14 protein-coding genes and 2 tRNA genes are annotated in these 16,741 nt (G+C 42.7%); 1 reads left to right on the top strand and 15 read right to left on the bottom strand.

Going from position 1 to position 16,741, the window contains the following annotated elements; all coding sequences use genetic code 11:
- Positions 1-55: 55 nt before the first annotated feature.
- The 3 genes from BC8716_RS14440 to hsdR form a co-directional block, all read right to left on the bottom strand.
- Entirely contained in the window at positions 56-1,447 is a 1,392-nt protein-coding gene (locus BC8716_RS14440; RefSeq protein WP_094426736.1) for a restriction endonuclease subunit S, read from the bottom strand.
- Entirely contained in the window at positions 1,447-2,880 is a 1,434-nt protein-coding gene (locus BC8716_RS14435) for a class I SAM-dependent DNA methyltransferase (RefSeq protein WP_094426734.1), read from the bottom strand. Before BC8716_RS14435 ends, BC8716_RS14440 begins: the two co-directional genes overlap by 1 nt.
- 84 nt (positions 2,881-2,964) lie before the next feature.
- Positions 2,965-6,177, bottom strand: coding sequence for a type I restriction-modification system endonuclease (gene hsdR, locus BC8716_RS14430; protein ID WP_094426731.1), 3,213 nt, complete (start codon positions 6,175-6,177; stop codon positions 2,965-2,967).
- Between the two features lie 379 nt (positions 6,178-6,556).
- On the opposite strand from hsdR, the gene BC8716_RS22325 reads away from it, so the two are divergent.
- Positions 6,557-6,715: a hypothetical protein gene (locus BC8716_RS22325; protein ID WP_157730446.1), complete on the top strand. Its 159-nt coding sequence runs from the start codon at positions 6,557-6,559 to the stop codon at positions 6,713-6,715.
- An 882-nt stretch (positions 6,716-7,597) separates the two neighbouring features.
- On the opposite strand, the gene BC8716_RS14420 is transcribed toward BC8716_RS22325, so the two are convergent.
- The 12 genes from BC8716_RS14420 to BC8716_RS14365 all read right to left on the bottom strand — a co-directional run bounded on the left by BC8716_RS14420 (position 7,598) and on the right by BC8716_RS14365 (position 16,597).
- Positions 7,598-7,674: transfer RNA gene (locus BC8716_RS14420), tRNA-Arg, on the bottom strand.
- A 5-nt stretch (positions 7,675-7,679) separates the two neighbouring features.
- Positions 7,680-7,753, bottom strand: a tRNA-Gly gene (locus BC8716_RS14415).
- Between the two features lie 431 nt (positions 7,754-8,184).
- Entirely contained in the window at positions 8,185-8,694 is a 510-nt protein-coding gene (locus tag BC8716_RS14410; protein ID WP_094426726.1) for a metallophosphoesterase family protein, read from the bottom strand.
- Positions 8,691-9,287, bottom strand: coding sequence for an XTP/dITP diphosphatase (locus BC8716_RS14405; protein WP_094426723.1), 597 nt, complete (start codon positions 9,285-9,287; stop codon positions 8,691-8,693). Before BC8716_RS14405 ends, BC8716_RS14410 begins: the two co-directional genes overlap by 4 nt.
- A gap of 3 nt (positions 9,288-9,290) precedes the next feature.
- Entirely contained in the window at positions 9,291-10,043 is a 753-nt protein-coding gene (rph, locus tag BC8716_RS14400; RefSeq protein WP_094426721.1) for a ribonuclease PH, read from the bottom strand.
- A 101-nt stretch (positions 10,044-10,144) separates the two neighbouring features.
- Positions 10,145-11,275, bottom strand: a complete 1,131-nt coding sequence (locus BC8716_RS14395; protein WP_094426719.1) for a GerMN domain-containing protein — start codon at positions 11,273-11,275, stop codon at positions 10,145-10,147.
- Positions 11,276-11,569: 294 nt separating this feature from the next.
- Positions 11,570-12,538, bottom strand: a complete 969-nt coding sequence (gene trhO, locus BC8716_RS14390) for an oxygen-dependent tRNA uridine(34) hydroxylase TrhO (RefSeq protein WP_094426716.1) — start codon at positions 12,536-12,538, stop codon at positions 11,570-11,572.
- Between the two features lie 246 nt (positions 12,539-12,784).
- Positions 12,785-13,024 (bottom strand): 4Fe-4S ferredoxin, encoded by a 240-nt coding sequence (fdxA, locus tag BC8716_RS14385; protein ID WP_011247498.1) that lies wholly within the window; start codon positions 13,022-13,024, stop codon positions 12,785-12,787.
- A 132-nt stretch (positions 13,025-13,156) separates the two neighbouring features.
- Positions 13,157-13,987: a glutamate racemase gene (racE, locus tag BC8716_RS14380; protein ID WP_094426714.1), complete on the bottom strand. Its 831-nt coding sequence runs from the start codon at positions 13,985-13,987 to the stop codon at positions 13,157-13,159.
- 17 nt (positions 13,988-14,004) lie between these two features.
- Positions 14,005-14,484 (bottom strand): MarR family winged helix-turn-helix transcriptional regulator, encoded by a 480-nt coding sequence (locus BC8716_RS14375; RefSeq protein WP_062749927.1) that lies wholly within the window; start codon positions 14,482-14,484, stop codon positions 14,005-14,007.
- A 128-nt stretch (positions 14,485-14,612) separates the two neighbouring features.
- Positions 14,613-16,334: a phosphoenolpyruvate--protein phosphotransferase gene (gene ptsP / locus BC8716_RS14370; protein WP_094426711.1), complete on the bottom strand. Its 1,722-nt coding sequence runs from the start codon at positions 16,332-16,334 to the stop codon at positions 14,613-14,615.
- On the bottom strand, positions 16,334-16,597 hold the full coding sequence (locus BC8716_RS14365) for a phosphocarrier protein HPr (RefSeq protein WP_011247502.1): 264 nt from the start codon (positions 16,595-16,597) through the stop codon (positions 16,334-16,336). Before BC8716_RS14365 ends, ptsP begins: the two co-directional genes overlap by 1 nt.
- Between the last annotated feature and the right edge of the window lie 144 nt (positions 16,598-16,741).

Genomic DNA, 16,741 nt, shown 5'->3' with positions numbered 1-16,741 from the left:
ATGAAAAAGAAAAGATGAGAAACGTTTAGCTTCTCATCTTTCGAATAAATATAGTCTAGAGTTTTTCTTGGAGCACTTCTTTTAATAACTCGATTGCATTTTCCTCTGTTGGATCGTTTGTTCCTAGTTGGCCTTTGAAGGCTTTGGAGAGGATGGATTGTTTTATGCTATCCATAGTAATATTTAATTCAAGTAATTCATTTACCTTTATTTCTTTTTGCATTAATCCCTTAATTATATGTATCATTACCTTAATTTCAGCAAGCGGTGGAAGTGGTATAAACAGTTCTTTTACTCGAGATTTGTTGTAAGCCGGTTGGTTATTGCCAGCGCTATTCTGTCTATTTTTCGTATATTGAGATAGCAGCCAATAATATACATATTCACTATCTATTTCTGTTTCTGAAACCCAGATTGAAGCAGTATTTTGATTATGATAAGAGTCAATATCTAAGATAGCCACTTGCCCTCTTGTTTTACCTTCCCCAATCATTCCAAAAAGAATTGACCCTTTAGGGGCTAACTTTAATCTACATTCATTTATTGCTTTCTCAGTAACATATTCTCGTGAATCATTAATAATATTAAACTGAATCTCTCCTGAACTTAACCATGAAAATGCACCACCCCAATACTCATCGTTTTTCCGACTGGGTGTACTGCCTATCTGTACATGGAACAAATCACCTATCTTTTTCCAAATCCATCCTTGTGGTAACTTATATGGTCCATCTTGTTTTGATTCTACTTGTGGGAGTTCCCTTAATTCCCTCCACTCCCTCGTCAACTCTCCCCGAAACGCCTTGTCCAAAATCGCCGCCCTCCGTAGTTCAAACGATTCCTTCGCTTCTTCGATCAACCGCTTTGCTTCGTCAATTTTATTTAAAAGACGCTCAACCTTATCAGCAATTCGTTTTTGCTCGTTGAGGGGTGGGAGGGGGAGCGTATAATTCTCTATCTCTTTAGGTCTTGCTCTTGTTAATGAACCACCCACTCCAGTAACATTTGATGTTAACAGCTTTCTAAAGTATGGCGACTTGAAATACATTAATAAATAGTCCGAATGAACATTAGCATTTTTAATAACTATCCATTCAGTTGAAGCAATTTTCCTATATTGTTCTTCACCTGAATTCACCATCCAAACTCGGTTAATTCTTGGGTTAATCTTGCACAATAACACATCCCCATTGCTAACAATCTGTTTATTAGAGCCTATTTCTTCCCCTTTCACTAATTCTGGATTTCCTTGAGGGTAACTTGGAACACTATATAGTTCAAATACTTCATTATCAAACTCATTTGGTTTAATACTTCTTTTTTTGGTAGTATTTATGGTTTTGATATTCGTCCAAACCCAATTCCCTGGCACTTCATAAGGCTGCTCTTCCTCCGGCACCAATGCCTCTTCCAACAACTCTTCCATCGTCTTCTTTTTCTTTGCCATTAGTTTGTCACCTTGATTTTTTCTGTTTCGCGTAATTCTTCTACAACTTCGCCTAATAAATCCATCGCTTGTTGTAGTTTGGCAATCGCCTCTTCAGCGGATTCAATTGGGTCCGGTAAGTTGTCATAGGAGGATAATGATTCATCGGCAATGAGGCCGATGTCTAAGCTATCGTTCTTTTTGACGATATCTTCACGGCTGAATTTATTCCAGCGTTCGTCTATGATTTCTTCACGGTTTTCTGCTACATATGCTTTCATAAACTGTTCAAAATGAGCCATTGTTAGCTGGTTTCGTTTACCGAATGATGGCATATTCGTACGCATATCGTATACCCAGACGTCTTTTGTATTGCCTTTATCTGTCTTTCCTCGAGTGAAGAATAAGACATTTGTTTTTACACCTTGCGCATAAAAAATCCCTGTTGGCAAGCGTAGAATCGTGTGTAAGTTACACTTGTCCATTAAGTCCCGACGAATTTGGGCGCCTACACCACTTTCAAATAAGACGTTATCTGGTAGAACAACTGCTGCACGTGCTTGTCCATTATCTTTTAAGGCATTATAAATGAGCTGTAAAAAGTTCAATTGTTTATTCGATGTTTCAAATGTTAAATCATCACGTGATACACGTTCTCCGCCTTTTTTTGTTCCAAAAGGAGGGTTTGTTAAGATCACATCATAATTTTTCATCCATTTGCCGTTACTTGATAACGAGTCACCGTTTTCCATTCGCCCTTCAATATTGTGAAGCAATGCATTCATGAGCGCCAAACGATGGGTCCCTTTGACAAGTTCCATACCACTGAATGCTTCTTTCTTTTGAAATTCTGCTTTCTGTGGGTCAAGATCGAAATAATCATCGGTTTTGCTTTTTAAATATTGGTCAGCAGCTATCATAAAGCCAAATGTACCAGCCGCTGGGTCATTACAACGTTCACCAATTTTTGGGTCTACTAATTGTACCATCACATCAATTAAGACACGTGGTGTGAAGTATTGCCCTGCACCTGATTTCGTTTCACTCGCGTTTTTTTCAAGTAACCCTTCATATAAATTGCCAAGCCCTTCTTCTTTGGCACTATACCAATCAAGAGCATCAATGGACTTAATGATTTTCTCTAAGTTTTTTGGTTCTGTAATACTTGTGGAGGAATCACTATAGATTAAACGCAAGCGCGGGTGCTCATTGTTTCCTAGCTCTAATAATAGATGCTGATAGAAGTTCTTTAATTCCTTTCCTTCTTTTTCGACTAATTTATCCCATCGATATTCTTCTGGAATAACCGCTTCTGTATCTTCGCCTTTCTCTTTCATCATTTTCAAAAAGAGTAAATAGGTTAGCTCCGTTACGTATTGTTGATAGGTAATGCCATCGTCTCGTAAGACATTGCATAGATTCCATAGCTTCTGTACGATTTCTTGATTGTTCATAATGGCCTCCGAGAATTTTTTACCACTTACTAGTATAAACGAAAAAAACGGCCCCATAAAAGGGGCGATATATTGAAACTTCGTCTAGCTAATATAAAGGTTCTCATTAATGGTGTTGACAACAACATCGATATCGTCGCCAAATAATTTTTTCATTTGCTTATAGCCACCTTGGCTGGCAAACGGCTCTTCGGAAAAAGCATCCTGTGAAGTTGGCGCAAGCACTGGGAATTGAATGAGCTGCTTTTCGATACGCTCTAACCACTTTTTTTGTCTTGGCTTCCAGTCATGTAACGAGTACACTTTTTGCATCGCGTTTTTAATCCGTGTTTCTTGATCAACAAGTGCCTCGCCGAGGGCTGCTTGGCGGATAAAACTAATAATATCAGCGGCAATTTCTTCGTTTTTCGCTTGCTTCCAAGCAGATTGCAGATGCGATTGTTTAAAGTTTTTCGCTTCTAAAATGGCAATCAATTCACGTAAATCTTGTTTTGTTAAGTCCCGAGGCCTTGTCACGACAACTTGTAGGGCAGGGATTTCATTGATATGTTCTTGAATAAATTTTGTAAACCCATCCAAATAGTCTTCCGGTCTATTGTTTCCTTCTCCGTACCCTCGTTCGACTGAAATGACTTCATCTTCTCGATGAGAGATATAGCGCTTTTCGCCATTTGTCCGATATGATTCCATATACTCAAAAATAAATTGATGTTGCTTCACTTCAGTTGGTGTGTATTTTTTGACATTTTGCACCCATTCGTCCACTGATTGGCCACCTGTTAATTGCTCGAACTGTTGCTTTGCTTCATCATTTAAACGCTGCTTTTTGCGTTGCAATTTTGCTGTTAATTGCTCTCGGTAGTAGTTCGTCTCTTGTTCGGATTCAGCTTGGGCTAGTCCGTCAGCTAAATCGGCAATTGTCATCGTTTGTTTTTTCACTACAGGCTTCATATCGGTATAGTGTTGTAGCTTTTCATAAATGCCGACCGCATCATAAATATTAAAGTGGGTTTTCCCTATCTCTGGATGTAATCTCGTTGCTCTCCCTAACATTTGGTCATATAAAATTCTCGACTGAACACGACGCAAGAAAACCAAATTTGTAATTGCCGGTACATCAATCCCTGTCGTCAACAAGTCTACCGTTACAACAACATTAGGCAACCGTTCGTTTTTAAAACGTTTAATCGCGTTCAGCGGCTTATAAATGGAGCCGGTGATTTTCATAATCGCATCATCTTCAATTTCATCACCAAGCTCTTGATACGCCTCTTTTAATAAACGTACGATTAAATCGGCATGTTGATTTGTCGCTGCAAAAATGAGCGTCTTTTCCTTACTTGTTGGGTCAATATATTGAACAAGCTCATTTAAAATCGCACGGTTAAAAGATTCGGTTATTACACGACGATTAAATTGCTCAACTTCGAAATGAAGCGTGTCTTCCATTTTTTCTAAAATAATTTCACCTGCATCGACGTTATAAACTTCAACATCTTCGTCTTTCTCAAAGTGAATGCCCTCTTCGACAAGCTTCGTTTTAAACAAGTATGGCGGCTCATGGTCAACTAAAAAACCATCTAGCACCGCTTCACTATACGAGTATTTAAAAATTGGCATACCGAATATATCGGTTGTGTGCAATGCTGGCGTTGCTGTCAGCCCTAATACAGCGGCATCAAAATAGTCAATTACACGGCGATAATGACTAATGTATTCATCTTGGTCACGAAATTCTAATTCATCGTCACTCATTTCCTTATCGCTCGTATAGCCACGATGTGCCTCATCAACAATGATGAAATCATATTGGCCGACAGATGGTATATTTGTTGTATCCTTACTATAAAACAGACGGCGCACCATGCCTTGTACAGTGGCAATATGTACTTTCGTAGCTTCTTCTGGTGTCATATCGTCTAATGATTTCACATCATAAATATCAGCAAAAGACAGCTCTTCAAACTTCGTATCCTTTAAAGAATCCTCGGTTTGCTGCCCAAGCGAACTTCGGTCAACAAGAAATAAAATTCGCCTTGCCTTTCTGGACTTAATTAAGCGATACATTAAGGCAATCGCCGTTCTTGTTTTTCCCGTTCCTGTTGCCATAGCAACAAGCATTCTCCTCTGTCCTGCAATCAAGGCTTTTTCAACTGCTTTGACAGCTCGCTGCTGATAAAGCCTAAGTCCAAACTTTGTAATATCCTGCTCCTCTAATTTTTGATTCGCCAGTTGGTCATCTTGACTTAAAAGAAGCTTTAAATCAGCAGGTGAATGCCAGCCTTCTAATGGTCGAGCATGTATGGTTGGCTTTCTTGAATCCCAAAACCAAATCCCCGATTCCTCTTGAAGCTGCTTTAAATAACGTCGCCCATTTGTCGCATATAAAAATGGAACTTGGTAGTCACCTGTTGTAGGTGTGATGATTTCGTCAGCCACTTGCATGACTTGTTTAGCATACACTTTCGTCTGGCTTTCTAGAGCACTTGGAATCGTTTTCTTTTGTGCTTTTGCTTCAATAAAGCCGACTAACTGTAAGCCAATAAATAATGCGTAATCGACGCGCCCACCTTCCACCTTCCATTCAGCAATCGCCAATTTTTTATTTTTCTGTGGCAACGTACCATTTTTCTGGTAGTTCAAATTGGCCGTATCAGCTTCCCAACCAGCTTCTCGTAGTTTTTCGTCGATAATCGAGCGCGTTTCCGCTTCCGTTAAATGCTGACGCTTCATAAACTTCTTCGTTCTTTTTTTCCGTTCGGTTTTCGAATCGTTAGCCTCTGACGCCGCCTTTAAGCGAGCTAGTTCAAGCTGCTGCTCTAGCTTCTGAACTTCTTCATTATGCTCCTTTAGCATTTGTTCTAAGTCAAGTGCAGGCTCGTCTACTGGCTTTACAAATTCTGGCGCATCAAAGCTCCAATCATCACCATACACTTCCATAAACCATACAGCGAGTCTATACGCAATTTGTAATAGCGTTATTGCCTCATCTGTTTCACCATAGTGTCCATTGTGTGCAGCCTTATTGCCTTTAGTACGTAACGTATGAAACATATCGACAAGCTCAGGCTCGAGCAAGCCTTCTCGTTTTAACATATTAATTCTATCAACCTGATTTGTTCCTCTTACTTCTTTCATGTTTTCAGAAGCTAACAAAATTTGTGCTAATGTTTCAGCAAACAAACGTAACTTCAAAATCGTAGTATGAGGGTCTTGATAGACGTTCTTCTCAGCTGTTTCTCCTAAGTTCGCAAGCACCTTCCAATTCCCTCGCAAGAAAGAAAAATTGCTGCTCATCTTATCACCATTTTCTGAGTCGTTATAGAAATATTATACATGACCCCTACTCAAAATCACAGGACTTATATACTACACTAGACGAGCATAAAATTACAGGGGAGCGTTTTCTTAATTAAGAGAAAGCAAATTTCCATCGGAATTTTATCATACTTTTAAACACATAAAAAAGCCTCCTATCCAAAGAGTATTTGTTGTTTCATTTGCCGTATTCATAACGCAACCTTGCGTAGGTATGATTATCTACGTCCTAGAAGGACGCCTATTTAAATTGACATGTCATCTTTCAAAAACCCTATTTTATTCGTGATACAGGACTTGCATTTTATAATACATGTATTATAATGAAGTTAGTTCTTAGGAAAGGAGGATAAGGCTCTTGCTAGATCCACTGGAAAGGTTCATAGCCTTGATCGCCGTTTTAGCAGGCGTTTACGTTTCATCCGTTGATGCCACACTCAAAATTCTTGAGTATATGCATAAACGTAAAAAGGAACGCTCTGCACAGCGTTCCTCTGACGATGAAGCAAAAGGCTGACGGGAAAGGGCGTAGCCCTCTCCCACCTTTCCCCTTCTATTATATAGCATTAGCCAAAAAGTATGAAAAATAAACTTTTGCTGTCCGCGCTACTCTCGATGACCCTTCTTATCCTGTTGCTTATTGGCTATTTTATGGAGTTACGGACATTGTTTTGGGTAGTCGTGGCGATAATATTTATAAAGGGAATGAGTTCGTTAGCCAAAAGAAAGGAACACCATGACTAAATACAATCAAGCTGAATATAATGCCAGATGGATTGAAAAGAACAAAGAGCATAAAAAGTACCTGTCATACCGCTCCACCGCTCGCACATTTGTGCGAAAACATGCCACTGCTGAAGATATATATGAATTACGCAAGCTGCTCGACCAAAGGGAATTGGGATTAAAAAAGGATAAATAAAAAAGCGCTCCTGCACGAGCGCTTTTTGTTCTCAGGAAAGCTTGCTAGATCCAATTAAATGATACCATAACGTATTCAGGAAGTAAATGGGTTTGCCGTTTATCCGTTGATTATTGCTTAATTCATAAACACGCAATTCCTGCCCGAACGTCCTCCCGGGTATGATTGGGGAAACGCGCTATACAGGTTTATTATAAATCGACAACTAAATTCGCGTAGTTTAAATTTTTCCATAAATAACGAATTCATGAGAGTACACTGCCAGTTCATGGGCATTCTAGTTACGGATAAAAAAGCAACCGTTGAAACTTTTGAACAAATGGTCGGGTAAACCTGCGTGAGTAAGAAATGTGTAAAACAAAATCAATTTCTAACGTCTTCAATCGTCACCCTTCAAAAATAAAAAACTCGAAAACGTTGATACACAAGCGTTTACGAGACTTCACCAAGAGTATAGACTTTTCCTAAAAGATGTAATGGCGTCCCAGGAGAGATTCGAACTCCCGACCGACGGCTTAGAAGGCCGTTGCTCTATCCTACTGAGCTACTGGGACATGATTGGAGCGGGTGAAGGGAATCGAACCCTCATCATCAGCTTGGAAGGCTGAGGTTTTACCACTAAACTACACCCGCACATTTAAAATTAAGCTATTTTTTATTTCGAGCACCGCACTTCATGCCTCTTCCTCTGTTTGCTTACTCGATGATGCTTATGCGTCGAGGCAACTCGGAGTCTATTCACGGATGTGTCGCTCGTGGCTGAGGTTTTACCACTAAACTACACCCGCATTTTTAATATTACTTTCCTCATTTTTCGAGCACCGAACAACATGCCTCTTCCTCTACCTGCTTATTCGATGAGGATTATGCGTCGAGGCAACTCGATGGTTTTTCACGGATGTGTCGCTCGTGGCTGAGGTTTTAACACTACACTACACCCGCATAGCGATTCTATTTTCGATAGCCTATTATGTACATGCTAAGCGCCGCTTACAGCAGCGACGCTTATAACTATACAGGACATTAAAAAGATTGTCAACCATTATTTGCAAAAACGAGCCTTTTTAGAGCGTGAAGTGCTTGTCCAAGTCTGTTGCTTTTTTGCCAGCGGTTGTCCAATAGTTGATGTCGGCATGTTCGTTTCCGATTGTTAGGCAGCAATATGTGCCTTCAGGGTACTGTTTTGGTAGGCGAACACTCCCGGGATTAATGAGGATGACACCATCCTGCTCTTCGGCCCGGGCAATATGGCTATGGCCGTAGATGGCGATGCGTGCGCCTTTTTCTTTTGCACGGCCGATTAGTTTCGCAAGCGTCTGTTTAACGCCATGATGATGGCCGTGGGCGATATAAGCGGTTGTTCCTTCCCATTGGCATTCTAGCTCATTTGGAAAAGAAGAGAACACATCGCAATTGCCAGCAACCACGTTAACCCCAGCCAGTTCTGGCGCGTGTTCAGGAAGTTCTGAATCACCGACATGTATGACTTGGTCCACCTCATGTTCGTGGCGGCCTATAATCGTCTTTAACTGATCGGTCCAGCCATGGCTGTCGCTAATGATAAGAATATTCATTTCGGCCACGCTCCCTCGATTGTTTCTTTTAAGGCTGTGAGGGCCCGGGCGCGGTGGCTGAGCTGGTTTTTTGTTTCGGCTGATAGCTCTGCCATTGTTTGTCCGTGGCTAGGCACCAAAAAGATCGGATCGTAGCCAAAACCATTCGAACCCGTTGGTTTTTCGGTGATGCGGCCTTCGCAAGCTCCTTCGGCAAAAATTGTTTCTTTTCCTGGTTCGGCCAACGCAATGACACAAAAGAAACGGGCAGTACGCTTCTGTGTCGGGACACCGTCAAGCTCCGAAAGAACTTTGTCAATATTGGCTTGGTCGTTCTTCGGTTCACCAGCATAGCGAGCAGAGTATACTCCTGGCTTGCCGCCAAGGGCGTCGATCAGCAGCCCTGAATCATCGGCAATGACCGGTTTTTGTAAATGGGCAGCCAGCGTTTCTGCTTTTTTGACGGCATTCTCATGGAATGTGTCGCCGTCTTCAATAATCTCAGGGACTTCAGGGTAATCGTAAAGTGATTTGACTATGTAACGATCAGTAAACAATGTTTGAAAGTCGTTAAGTTTGCCTTTGTTTTTTGTGGCTACAACCAATTCGTTCAATGTTCATGTCCCCTTTTTTTCTTCAATCCAACTAGCTGCCTCGCCAAGAAACGGGCGTTGGATGTGAATCAATTGGCCAATGCCCTCTGCAGCGAGGTCAAGGAGCGCATTCAATTCACTGCGTGTATAAACAGCTTCTTCTCCACTGCCTTGCACTTCAACAAAATCGCCTGAACCTGTTTGGACGATATTCATATCGACCTTTGCCTGTGAATCCTCGCTGTAACACAGATCACACACGGCCCCTTCTTCAGGCAAAATGCCGACAGATATAGCTGCTAAAAAATCAGTAATCGGCCAAGCGCTAATTGTTTTTTCAGCAAACGCTTTTTGAACCGCGAGCACAAGCGCCACATATGCACCTGTAATCGATGCGGTCCGAGTACCGCCATCTGCTTGGATAACGTCGCAGTCGATCCAGATCGTCTTTTCACCGAGCTTTTCTAAATCGACAACTGCCCGGAGTGCCCGGCCGATCAGGCGTTGGATTTCCATTGTTCGCCCGCTCAATTTGCCTTTTGCGGCTTCGCGAATCGTTCGCTGGCCTGTCGCTCGTGGCAGCATCGAATATTCCGCCGCTAGCCACCCTTTATTTTGCCCACGTAAAAACGGGGGGACGCGGTTTTCAATGCTTGCTGTGCATATCACTTTTGTATCGCCAACAGAAATCAGTACAGACCCTTCGGCATGCTTTGTAAAATGAGGAATGATCTCAACCTCTCTTAGTTGATTTTGTTTTCGGCCGTCTTGGCGCATTTGTTTTCCTCCTTAGCAATGGAAAGCCCTCCAAATTGTATCGGGTCTAGTATAACATACCTAAACAGGCGCCTGCATATGCAAGCGCCTTGTCTGCTTCCCTATAGCGGCTTAGCATTCACGAGCTCAGGGCGAGTGACTTCTTCCACTTCAATGCCCGCCTCATTTACGCCTGCCTCTCCGTTCACTTGGATTGACACTTTTTCGATGCCGCCTTGCTCTGTTAATGTGAGCGCTAAGCTTTCCAATACACTGGTCGGAATGGCGCTGCCTTCGTTGGCTGATTGAATGGCTTCGTTAAAGTCTAAGACGACTTCGCCATTTTGCAGTTTAGGTTCATTAAGGAGTTCCACATCGCCTGACATTTCTGTTAGCAAATTTGTCATGAGCGATGGCCCTTCAATCAATTCATTGATTGCCGCCTCTAGCTCATTGTCGACATTTTCAACCCTTTTTGTTACCGGTACGTAGTACGTTTCCTCGTCATTTGCCCCAAGGAAATATAGGGTAATGTCCGTGCTATTGGTAAAGTCGACGACTTCGCTTGTGTCGACATTTATGCCATCTGCGCGACTAAGGTTTCCGACAAGCGGTTTCTCGCTTTGTGGCATTTTATCGAGCTCATAACCGTTTACTTCGACTTTCACTTCTTCAACGTCAGGAAATTGCGTCAATGTCCAGGTAACAGCTTCAAAAATCCGCTTTTCATCTGCGAGGTTGTAGTCATTAAACTCACTTGAAAAATTAACAATTGCCAACTTTTCTTCTTTTAAGTGGTCGATATCGACTTCTGTTCCTGCTGGCAAGACAGCCCGGAAGCCGTTAGGAAGAATATCGTTGATTGGTCCCCCTTCTACTAAATACTCAAGTGCCTGCTTCATCACACTGTCTGTTTTTGGAAGCGTCAACGTTTGCGGGACGACTAGGCCATTGCTGTCAATTAAATAGAGCTCTCGCTGATTTAATGATTCAGCAGCTTCATCTGGAGTTGTTTCATCTGTTGGTCCTGTTTCCTCCCCTGTTTCTTCCCCTGCTTCGCTTTCATCTGCTTGTTCTTCCGTTACATCCTCTTCAGGTTCATTTTCTTCGTTTTCCAATTCCTCTTCCGCATCCGTGTATGTGACTGGCGGTTCATCGAGTGTGTCCACAGCATCATTGGCTCCAAGTGAACAGCCCGTAGTAAGTGCAAGTACAACAACAAAAGGCGCGCTAACTCCAGCTAATTTACGCATACGTTTCCCTCCCCAGAATGGTTGTACTTCCATATATACGAGCTTTCTCTCAGATTAGACCAGCTTGTTTATACCTTGAATAAAAAAACGCCTCCCAAAGAAAGGAGGCGTCAGACTGTAGACAAACGCTCACATACTTCGTCGTTTGCCTCGGTCATATGCTCATGAACCCACGTTCTATTCGCATCTTCCCTCGGCTGCACTCCTCGTCTGACAAGCGTTTTCTATCAGTCTGATTGTTTGTGGACTTTGCCGACAACCTCACACCTCCCAGAAAGGAGGCGTGTAAATGATTTATAATCTAGCAGGTAGCCTCTCTCCAAGAACGTCAAGTCGCGCTTGGTGTTCTTCAGGAGATAGCTGATGCTCTTTTACATAGAGATTGCGAGGGTGGACGCGGCATTCAGGTGTACAGCCGCGCAAATATTTATGCTCATTTTCCTCTGAACATAAAATTTGCTTGTTGCACTCTGGATTGGCGCAATTGACATACCGCTCACACGGTTTTCCGTCAAAGTAATCTTTTCCGACTACAGTTGGCGCTACGTGGTTAATCGGCACCGTTAGCCGCTCATCGAATACATAGCATTTGCCATCCCACAATTCCCCTTTTACTTCTGGGTCTTTTCCGTAAGTGACAATGCCGCCATCCAGTTGAGCTACATCTTCAAACCCTTCCTTTTTCAGCCAGCCTGAAAATTTTTCGCAGCGGATTCCCCCTGTGCAGTAAGTAAGAATTCGCTTATTTTCAAATTGCTCTTTGTTTTGTCGAATCCAATCAGGCAGCTCCCTAAAAGCTTTAATGTCTGGGCGAATGGCCCCACGAAAATGGCCAACATCATACTCATAATCATTGCGGGCGTCAATGACAACCGTGTCCTCTTCTAGCATTGCTTCACGCCATTCTTTTGGCGATAAATGCTTGCCTGTCAATTCGTTTGGATTGACATCGTCTTCGTTCAAGCGAAGCGTTACTAGTTCTGGGCGAGGGCGTACATGCATCTTTTTAAATACGTGCTGCTCTTCTTCGTCCACTTTAAATATAATGCCATCAAACAACGGATTGGCTTTCATCGCCTCCATATAGGCATCGGTATGTTCCTTTAGTCCTGATACGGTTCCATTAATGCCTTCTTTTGCTACAAGCACTCGGCCTTTTAACTGCAAGCTTTTGCAAAAAGCGAGATGCTCTTTAGCAAATCCTTCTGGATCTTCAATCGTAGTGTAATAATAATACAATAGTACACGGTAATCTTTAGACATATACTCTTCCACCTATCTCCTTATATTTGCAAGATACAATGTGTAGGTGTCTTACCTAGTCAGCCACATCTGTGTCTCATGTTTTGCCAACCTATATTATACAAAAATTCGCCTTTTTGTCCAGTTCCTTGCTGTTTTAACAAAAGCAAGCGAAAATGACCAAAACAAAAGCTCCCTCCAATATCAAGGAGATGAGCTTTCTATCGTAGGCTACTTTGATAAATGTTGTTAGCGCCTTTCCAACTGTTACTCAATCCCAAAAAATTCTTCCGCTTTTTTCAAGAACTTTTGGTCTTCAGGAGCCATCTCATATTCTTCCACAATTGCATCCACTGGGCATACGCCTTGGCAAGCGCCACAATCAATGCAAATATCCGGATTAATGAAGTATTGGTCTTCTCCTTCTTCAATGCAGTCGACTGGGCATACATCGACACATTCCCCAGCTTTCTCCCCAATGCAAGGGCTCAAAATGACAAATGCCATGTTTTACACTCCTTTAAAAGTCTCCTCTTTTAAGAGAACAGCAAAATAGCCGCTCTCTTCTTCTCAATCATTCTACTGCCTGTCTCTAGCATACACCTCTGCCTTAGAAACATAAAGGGGTTTGCCTGAATTTCACTTACTTTTCATCGTTGCTTGAATGGGCAATGGCCCATCAAGATGAATGGACGCGACAGAGCCCGTGTGAATGTTTAGCCAACTCGCCGCTAATTGCTTAAATTGATTCGCATCTCCAGTCGTATAGAAACGATGTGTCGCCTTTGCCTGATGTTGTTCATTCATTGAATGGTAAAACAGCAAACTGCTTACTTCCCTTGCTGTCTCCTCGCCTGATGAAATCACAGTAACGCCAGGCAAACACACTTCAATGACAGGCTTTAACAATGGGTAATGGGTACAGCCTAAAATGAGCGTATCGAAGCCGGCGCCTTGAAGGGGAGCGAGCGATTCGCGTACCACCGCCTCGGCTTCAGGTCCTTTAATCGTCCCCTGTTCAACAAGGGGCACAAATAACGGACATGCCAAGCTTTCAACCGTTACGTTTTCATCAATCGAATGGAGTGCCATTGTGTAGGCGTTGCTCGCAATTGTGCCTATTGTGCCAATGACGGCAACATGGCGATTTTCGCTCACTTGTATCGCGCTGATCGCCCCTGGACGGATCACGCCGACAACTGGAATGTCTAACTGGGCTCTTGCTTCTTCCAGCACAACAGCAGTTGCTGTATTGCAAGCAATCACAATCATTTTCACATCTTCATTTAAGAGACGCCCGATCATTTGCCACGTAAATGCCCGTACTTCTTCAACAGGGCGGGGGCCATATGGGCAACGGGCAGAGTCCCCTATATATACAATCGGTTCTTTTGGCAATTGACGCATAATTTCCGAGGCGACAGTCAATCCCCCTATGCCAGAATCAATAATGCCAATCGGTCTGTTCACGCGTCTTTTCTCTCCCTTTATGAACGCACTTCACGCTTTTCCTTCATTGTTTTCAAAAGGAAATTTAAATTTTCTTCTAGATCGTTCACTTGTTCACTTGTAAAATGCTCAAGCATTTCCGCTAAATAATGTTGCCGCTTAGCGATCACTTCGCGTATGATCGTTTGACCTCTATCCAACAAATGAATTCGTACGACGCGCCGGTCTTGTTTGTCTTTAACCCGCATCACCAATCCATTTTTCTCCATTCGATCTACTAAGTCCGTCGTTGTGCTGCATGCCAGGTGCATATGATTAGAAAGTTCCCCTATGGTCATATCACCATATTCATTTAACCACTGCAGTGCAACAAATTGCGGCGTCGTTATCGGGAAATGCGCTAAAATCTCTCTGCCCTTTTGTTTCACTAAGTCAGCAATTTTACGGAGAGAGCGCTCAATCTCCTCGAATTGGTGACGATTTTTGTCATAAGGTTTTTCCAATCGTTGCACCTCCATCCAATCCTATCGTTTTTTATTCTAAGACTATTGTACTAACGTCAACGCCTCTTATCAACTAGATTTCTTAGATTGTCGACTAAACACATGGGAATAAGGACAAACGATTTCCGCTTGCCCTTATTTCCTTATGATTGGCTGTATTTGCTGCGAACTAGTTGTTCGACTCCATCCGCCGTATCTTTTGTCAATGCTTCTTGGGCAAAAGATTCCAGTTCAGCTTTAGACAACTTGCTAATCTGGCTTCTAGCAGGAAGAATCGACGTGGCACTCATGCTGAACTCGTCTAAGCCAAGGCCGAGCAAAAGGGGAATCGCAATTTCATCACCGGCCATTTCGCCGCACATGCCGACCCATTTTCCTTCTGCGTGAGCAGCTTGAATGACCATGTCAATTAGACGAAGAACTGCTGGATGGTACGGCTGGTATAAATAAGAAACTCGCTCATTCATACGGTCAGCAGCCATTGTGTATTGAATCAAGTCGTTCGTACCAATACTGAAGAAGTCAACTTCTTTGGCAAACTGTGGAGCCGCCACCGCAGTCGATGGAATTTCCACCATAATGCCGACTTCCATTTCATCACTGACATCAACATTGCTCGCTTGAAGCTTATCTTTTTCTTCGTGTAAGATTTGTTTAGCTTGACGCAATTCTTCCAACGTCGCAATCATCGGAAACATAATCTTCAAATTGCCATGTGCACTTGCGCGAAGCAAAGCGCGGAGCTGAGCCCGGAACATGTCCTGCTTTTCAAGGCAAAGGCGAATGGCTCGATGCCCTAAAAATGGGTTTAATTCGTGTGGCAAGTCCAAATAAGGAAGCTCTTTGTCGCCGCCAATGTCGAGCGTACGGATGACGACTGGCTTTCCATCCATCCGTTCCACTACTTCTTTGTAAGCTTCGTATTGTTCTTCCTCACTTGGAAGCTCTGTCCGCCCCATATAAAGGAACTCTGTCCGATATAAGCCGATTCCTTCAGCGCCATTGTTAATTACGCCGTCTAAATCTTTAGGCGTTCCGATATTAGCTGCTAGCTCAACGTGGTGCGTGTCTTGCGTTGTCGTCTTTTTGTTGACAAGTTTTGCCCACTCTGCTTTTTGTGCTTCATAGTCAGCTTGCTTTTGTTCGTAAGCAGCTAACTCTTCTTCGGTAGGGTTGACAATGACGTGGCCATCAATGCCGTCAACAATCACAAGTGCACCGTTTTCAATTTTGGCAGTGGCTTCTTTCGTCCCAACCACAGCAGGAATTTCCAAAGATCTAGACATGATCGCAGAGTGAGACGTACGACCGCCAATGTTTGTCGCAAAACCTTTGATAACGTCAGGATTTAATTGTGCTGTATCAGATGGTGTCAAATCATGGGCAATGATAATGGTGTCTTCTTCTATAGCGGCAAGGGAAACGATTTCGATTCCCATAAGGTGACCTAATACACGGCGAGAGACATCACGTATATCCGCGGCTCGCTCTTTCATATATTCATTGTCCATGTTTTCAAACATAGTAATGAACATATTGGCGACTTCGTTCAATGCATACTCCGCTGTTACTGAGTCTTCATTTACTTTTGTTTTAACAGCGTCGATCAACTCAGGATCGCTTAACACAAGCAAATGGGCTGAAAAAATTTCAGCCTTGTCCTCGCCTAATTCATTAAGCGCCTTTTCCTTAATAGCCGTCAATTCTTCACGGGAAATAGCCAGTGCTTCGTCCAGACGCTTGATCTCATCACTGGGGTTTTTAGCCTCTTTTTGTTTGATTGTAAAATCAGGCTCTTCATGCACAAAGGCTTTGGCAATTGCTACACCCGCAGATGCAGCAATGCCCTTAAGAGAATGAAGCATTATTCGCCAAGTCCCTCTTTAATCACTTCTTCAATAGCTGAAAGCGCTTCATCTGCGTCTGAACCTTCTGCTTTGATTGTTACTTCCGCGCCTTGTCCCACACCAAGAGACATGACACCCATGATCGATTTAAGATTGACTGATTTCCCTTTGTATTCCAAAGTGATATCAGACGAGAATTGGCCAGCTTTATTAACAAGCTGCGTAGCTGGACGCGCGTGAATGCCCGTTTCTGCAGTAATTTTAAATGTTTTTTCAGCCATAGTAATTCCTCTTTTCTATTAGTATTTACTCATTGGTAAAGCCCTTGTACAGCGGGTCGCCTTTGCACAAATCACGACTGATTCTTACTAAGTATAGTACCCTGCAATGAGCTGCTCTAGCCAATTTATTTTTCTTTTTTGCTA

The organism is Shouchella clausii (assembly GCF_002250115.1).
GTDB classification, from domain to species: domain Bacteria; phylum Bacillota; class Bacilli; order Bacillales; family Bacillaceae_D; genus Shouchella; species Shouchella clausii.
The sequence above is the reverse complement of the archived record's forward strand: the minus strand, read 5'-3'. Positions and strand labels throughout refer to the sequence as shown.

What these genes read in the sequence shown, in the direction of transcription:
- BC8716_RS14440 (WP_094426736.1), bottom strand. Translation starts at nt 1,447, where the DNA reads ATGGCAAAGAAAAAGAAGACGATGGAAGAGTTGTTGGAAGAGGCATTG.
- BC8716_RS14435 (WP_094426734.1), bottom strand. Translation starts at nt 2,880, where the DNA reads ATGAACAATCAAGAAATCGTACAGAAGCTATGGAATCTATGCAATGTC.
- hsdR (WP_094426731.1), bottom strand. Translation starts at nt 6,177, where the DNA reads ATGAGCAGCAATTTTTCTTTCTTGCGAGGGAATTGGAAGGTGCTTGCG.
- BC8716_RS14410 (WP_094426726.1), bottom strand. Translation starts at nt 8,694, where the DNA reads ATGAATATTCTTATCATTAGCGACAGCCATGGCTGGACCGATCAGTTA.
- rph (WP_094426721.1), bottom strand. Translation starts at nt 10,043, where the DNA reads ATGCGCCAAGACGGCCGAAAACAAAATCAACTAAGAGAGGTTGAGATC.
- BC8716_RS14395 (WP_094426719.1), bottom strand. Translation starts at nt 11,275, where the DNA reads ATGCGTAAATTAGCTGGAGTTAGCGCGCCTTTTGTTGTTGTACTTGCA.
- trhO (WP_094426716.1), bottom strand. Translation starts at nt 12,538, where the DNA reads ATGTCTAAAGATTACCGTGTACTATTGTATTATTATTACACTACGATT.
- fdxA (WP_011247498.1), bottom strand. Translation starts at nt 13,024, where the DNA reads ATGGCATTTGTCATTTTGAGCCCTTGCATTGGGGAGAAAGCTGGGGAA.
- BC8716_RS14375 (WP_062749927.1), bottom strand. Translation starts at nt 14,484, where the DNA reads ATGGAGGTGCAACGATTGGAAAAACCTTATGACAAAAATCGTCACCAA.
- ptsP (WP_094426711.1), bottom strand. Translation starts at nt 16,334, where the DNA reads ATGCTTCATTCTCTTAAGGGCATTGCTGCATCTGCGGGTGTAGCAATT.
- BC8716_RS14365 (WP_011247502.1), bottom strand. Translation starts at nt 16,597, where the DNA reads ATGGCTGAAAAAACATTTAAAATTACTGCAGAAACGGGCATTCACGCG.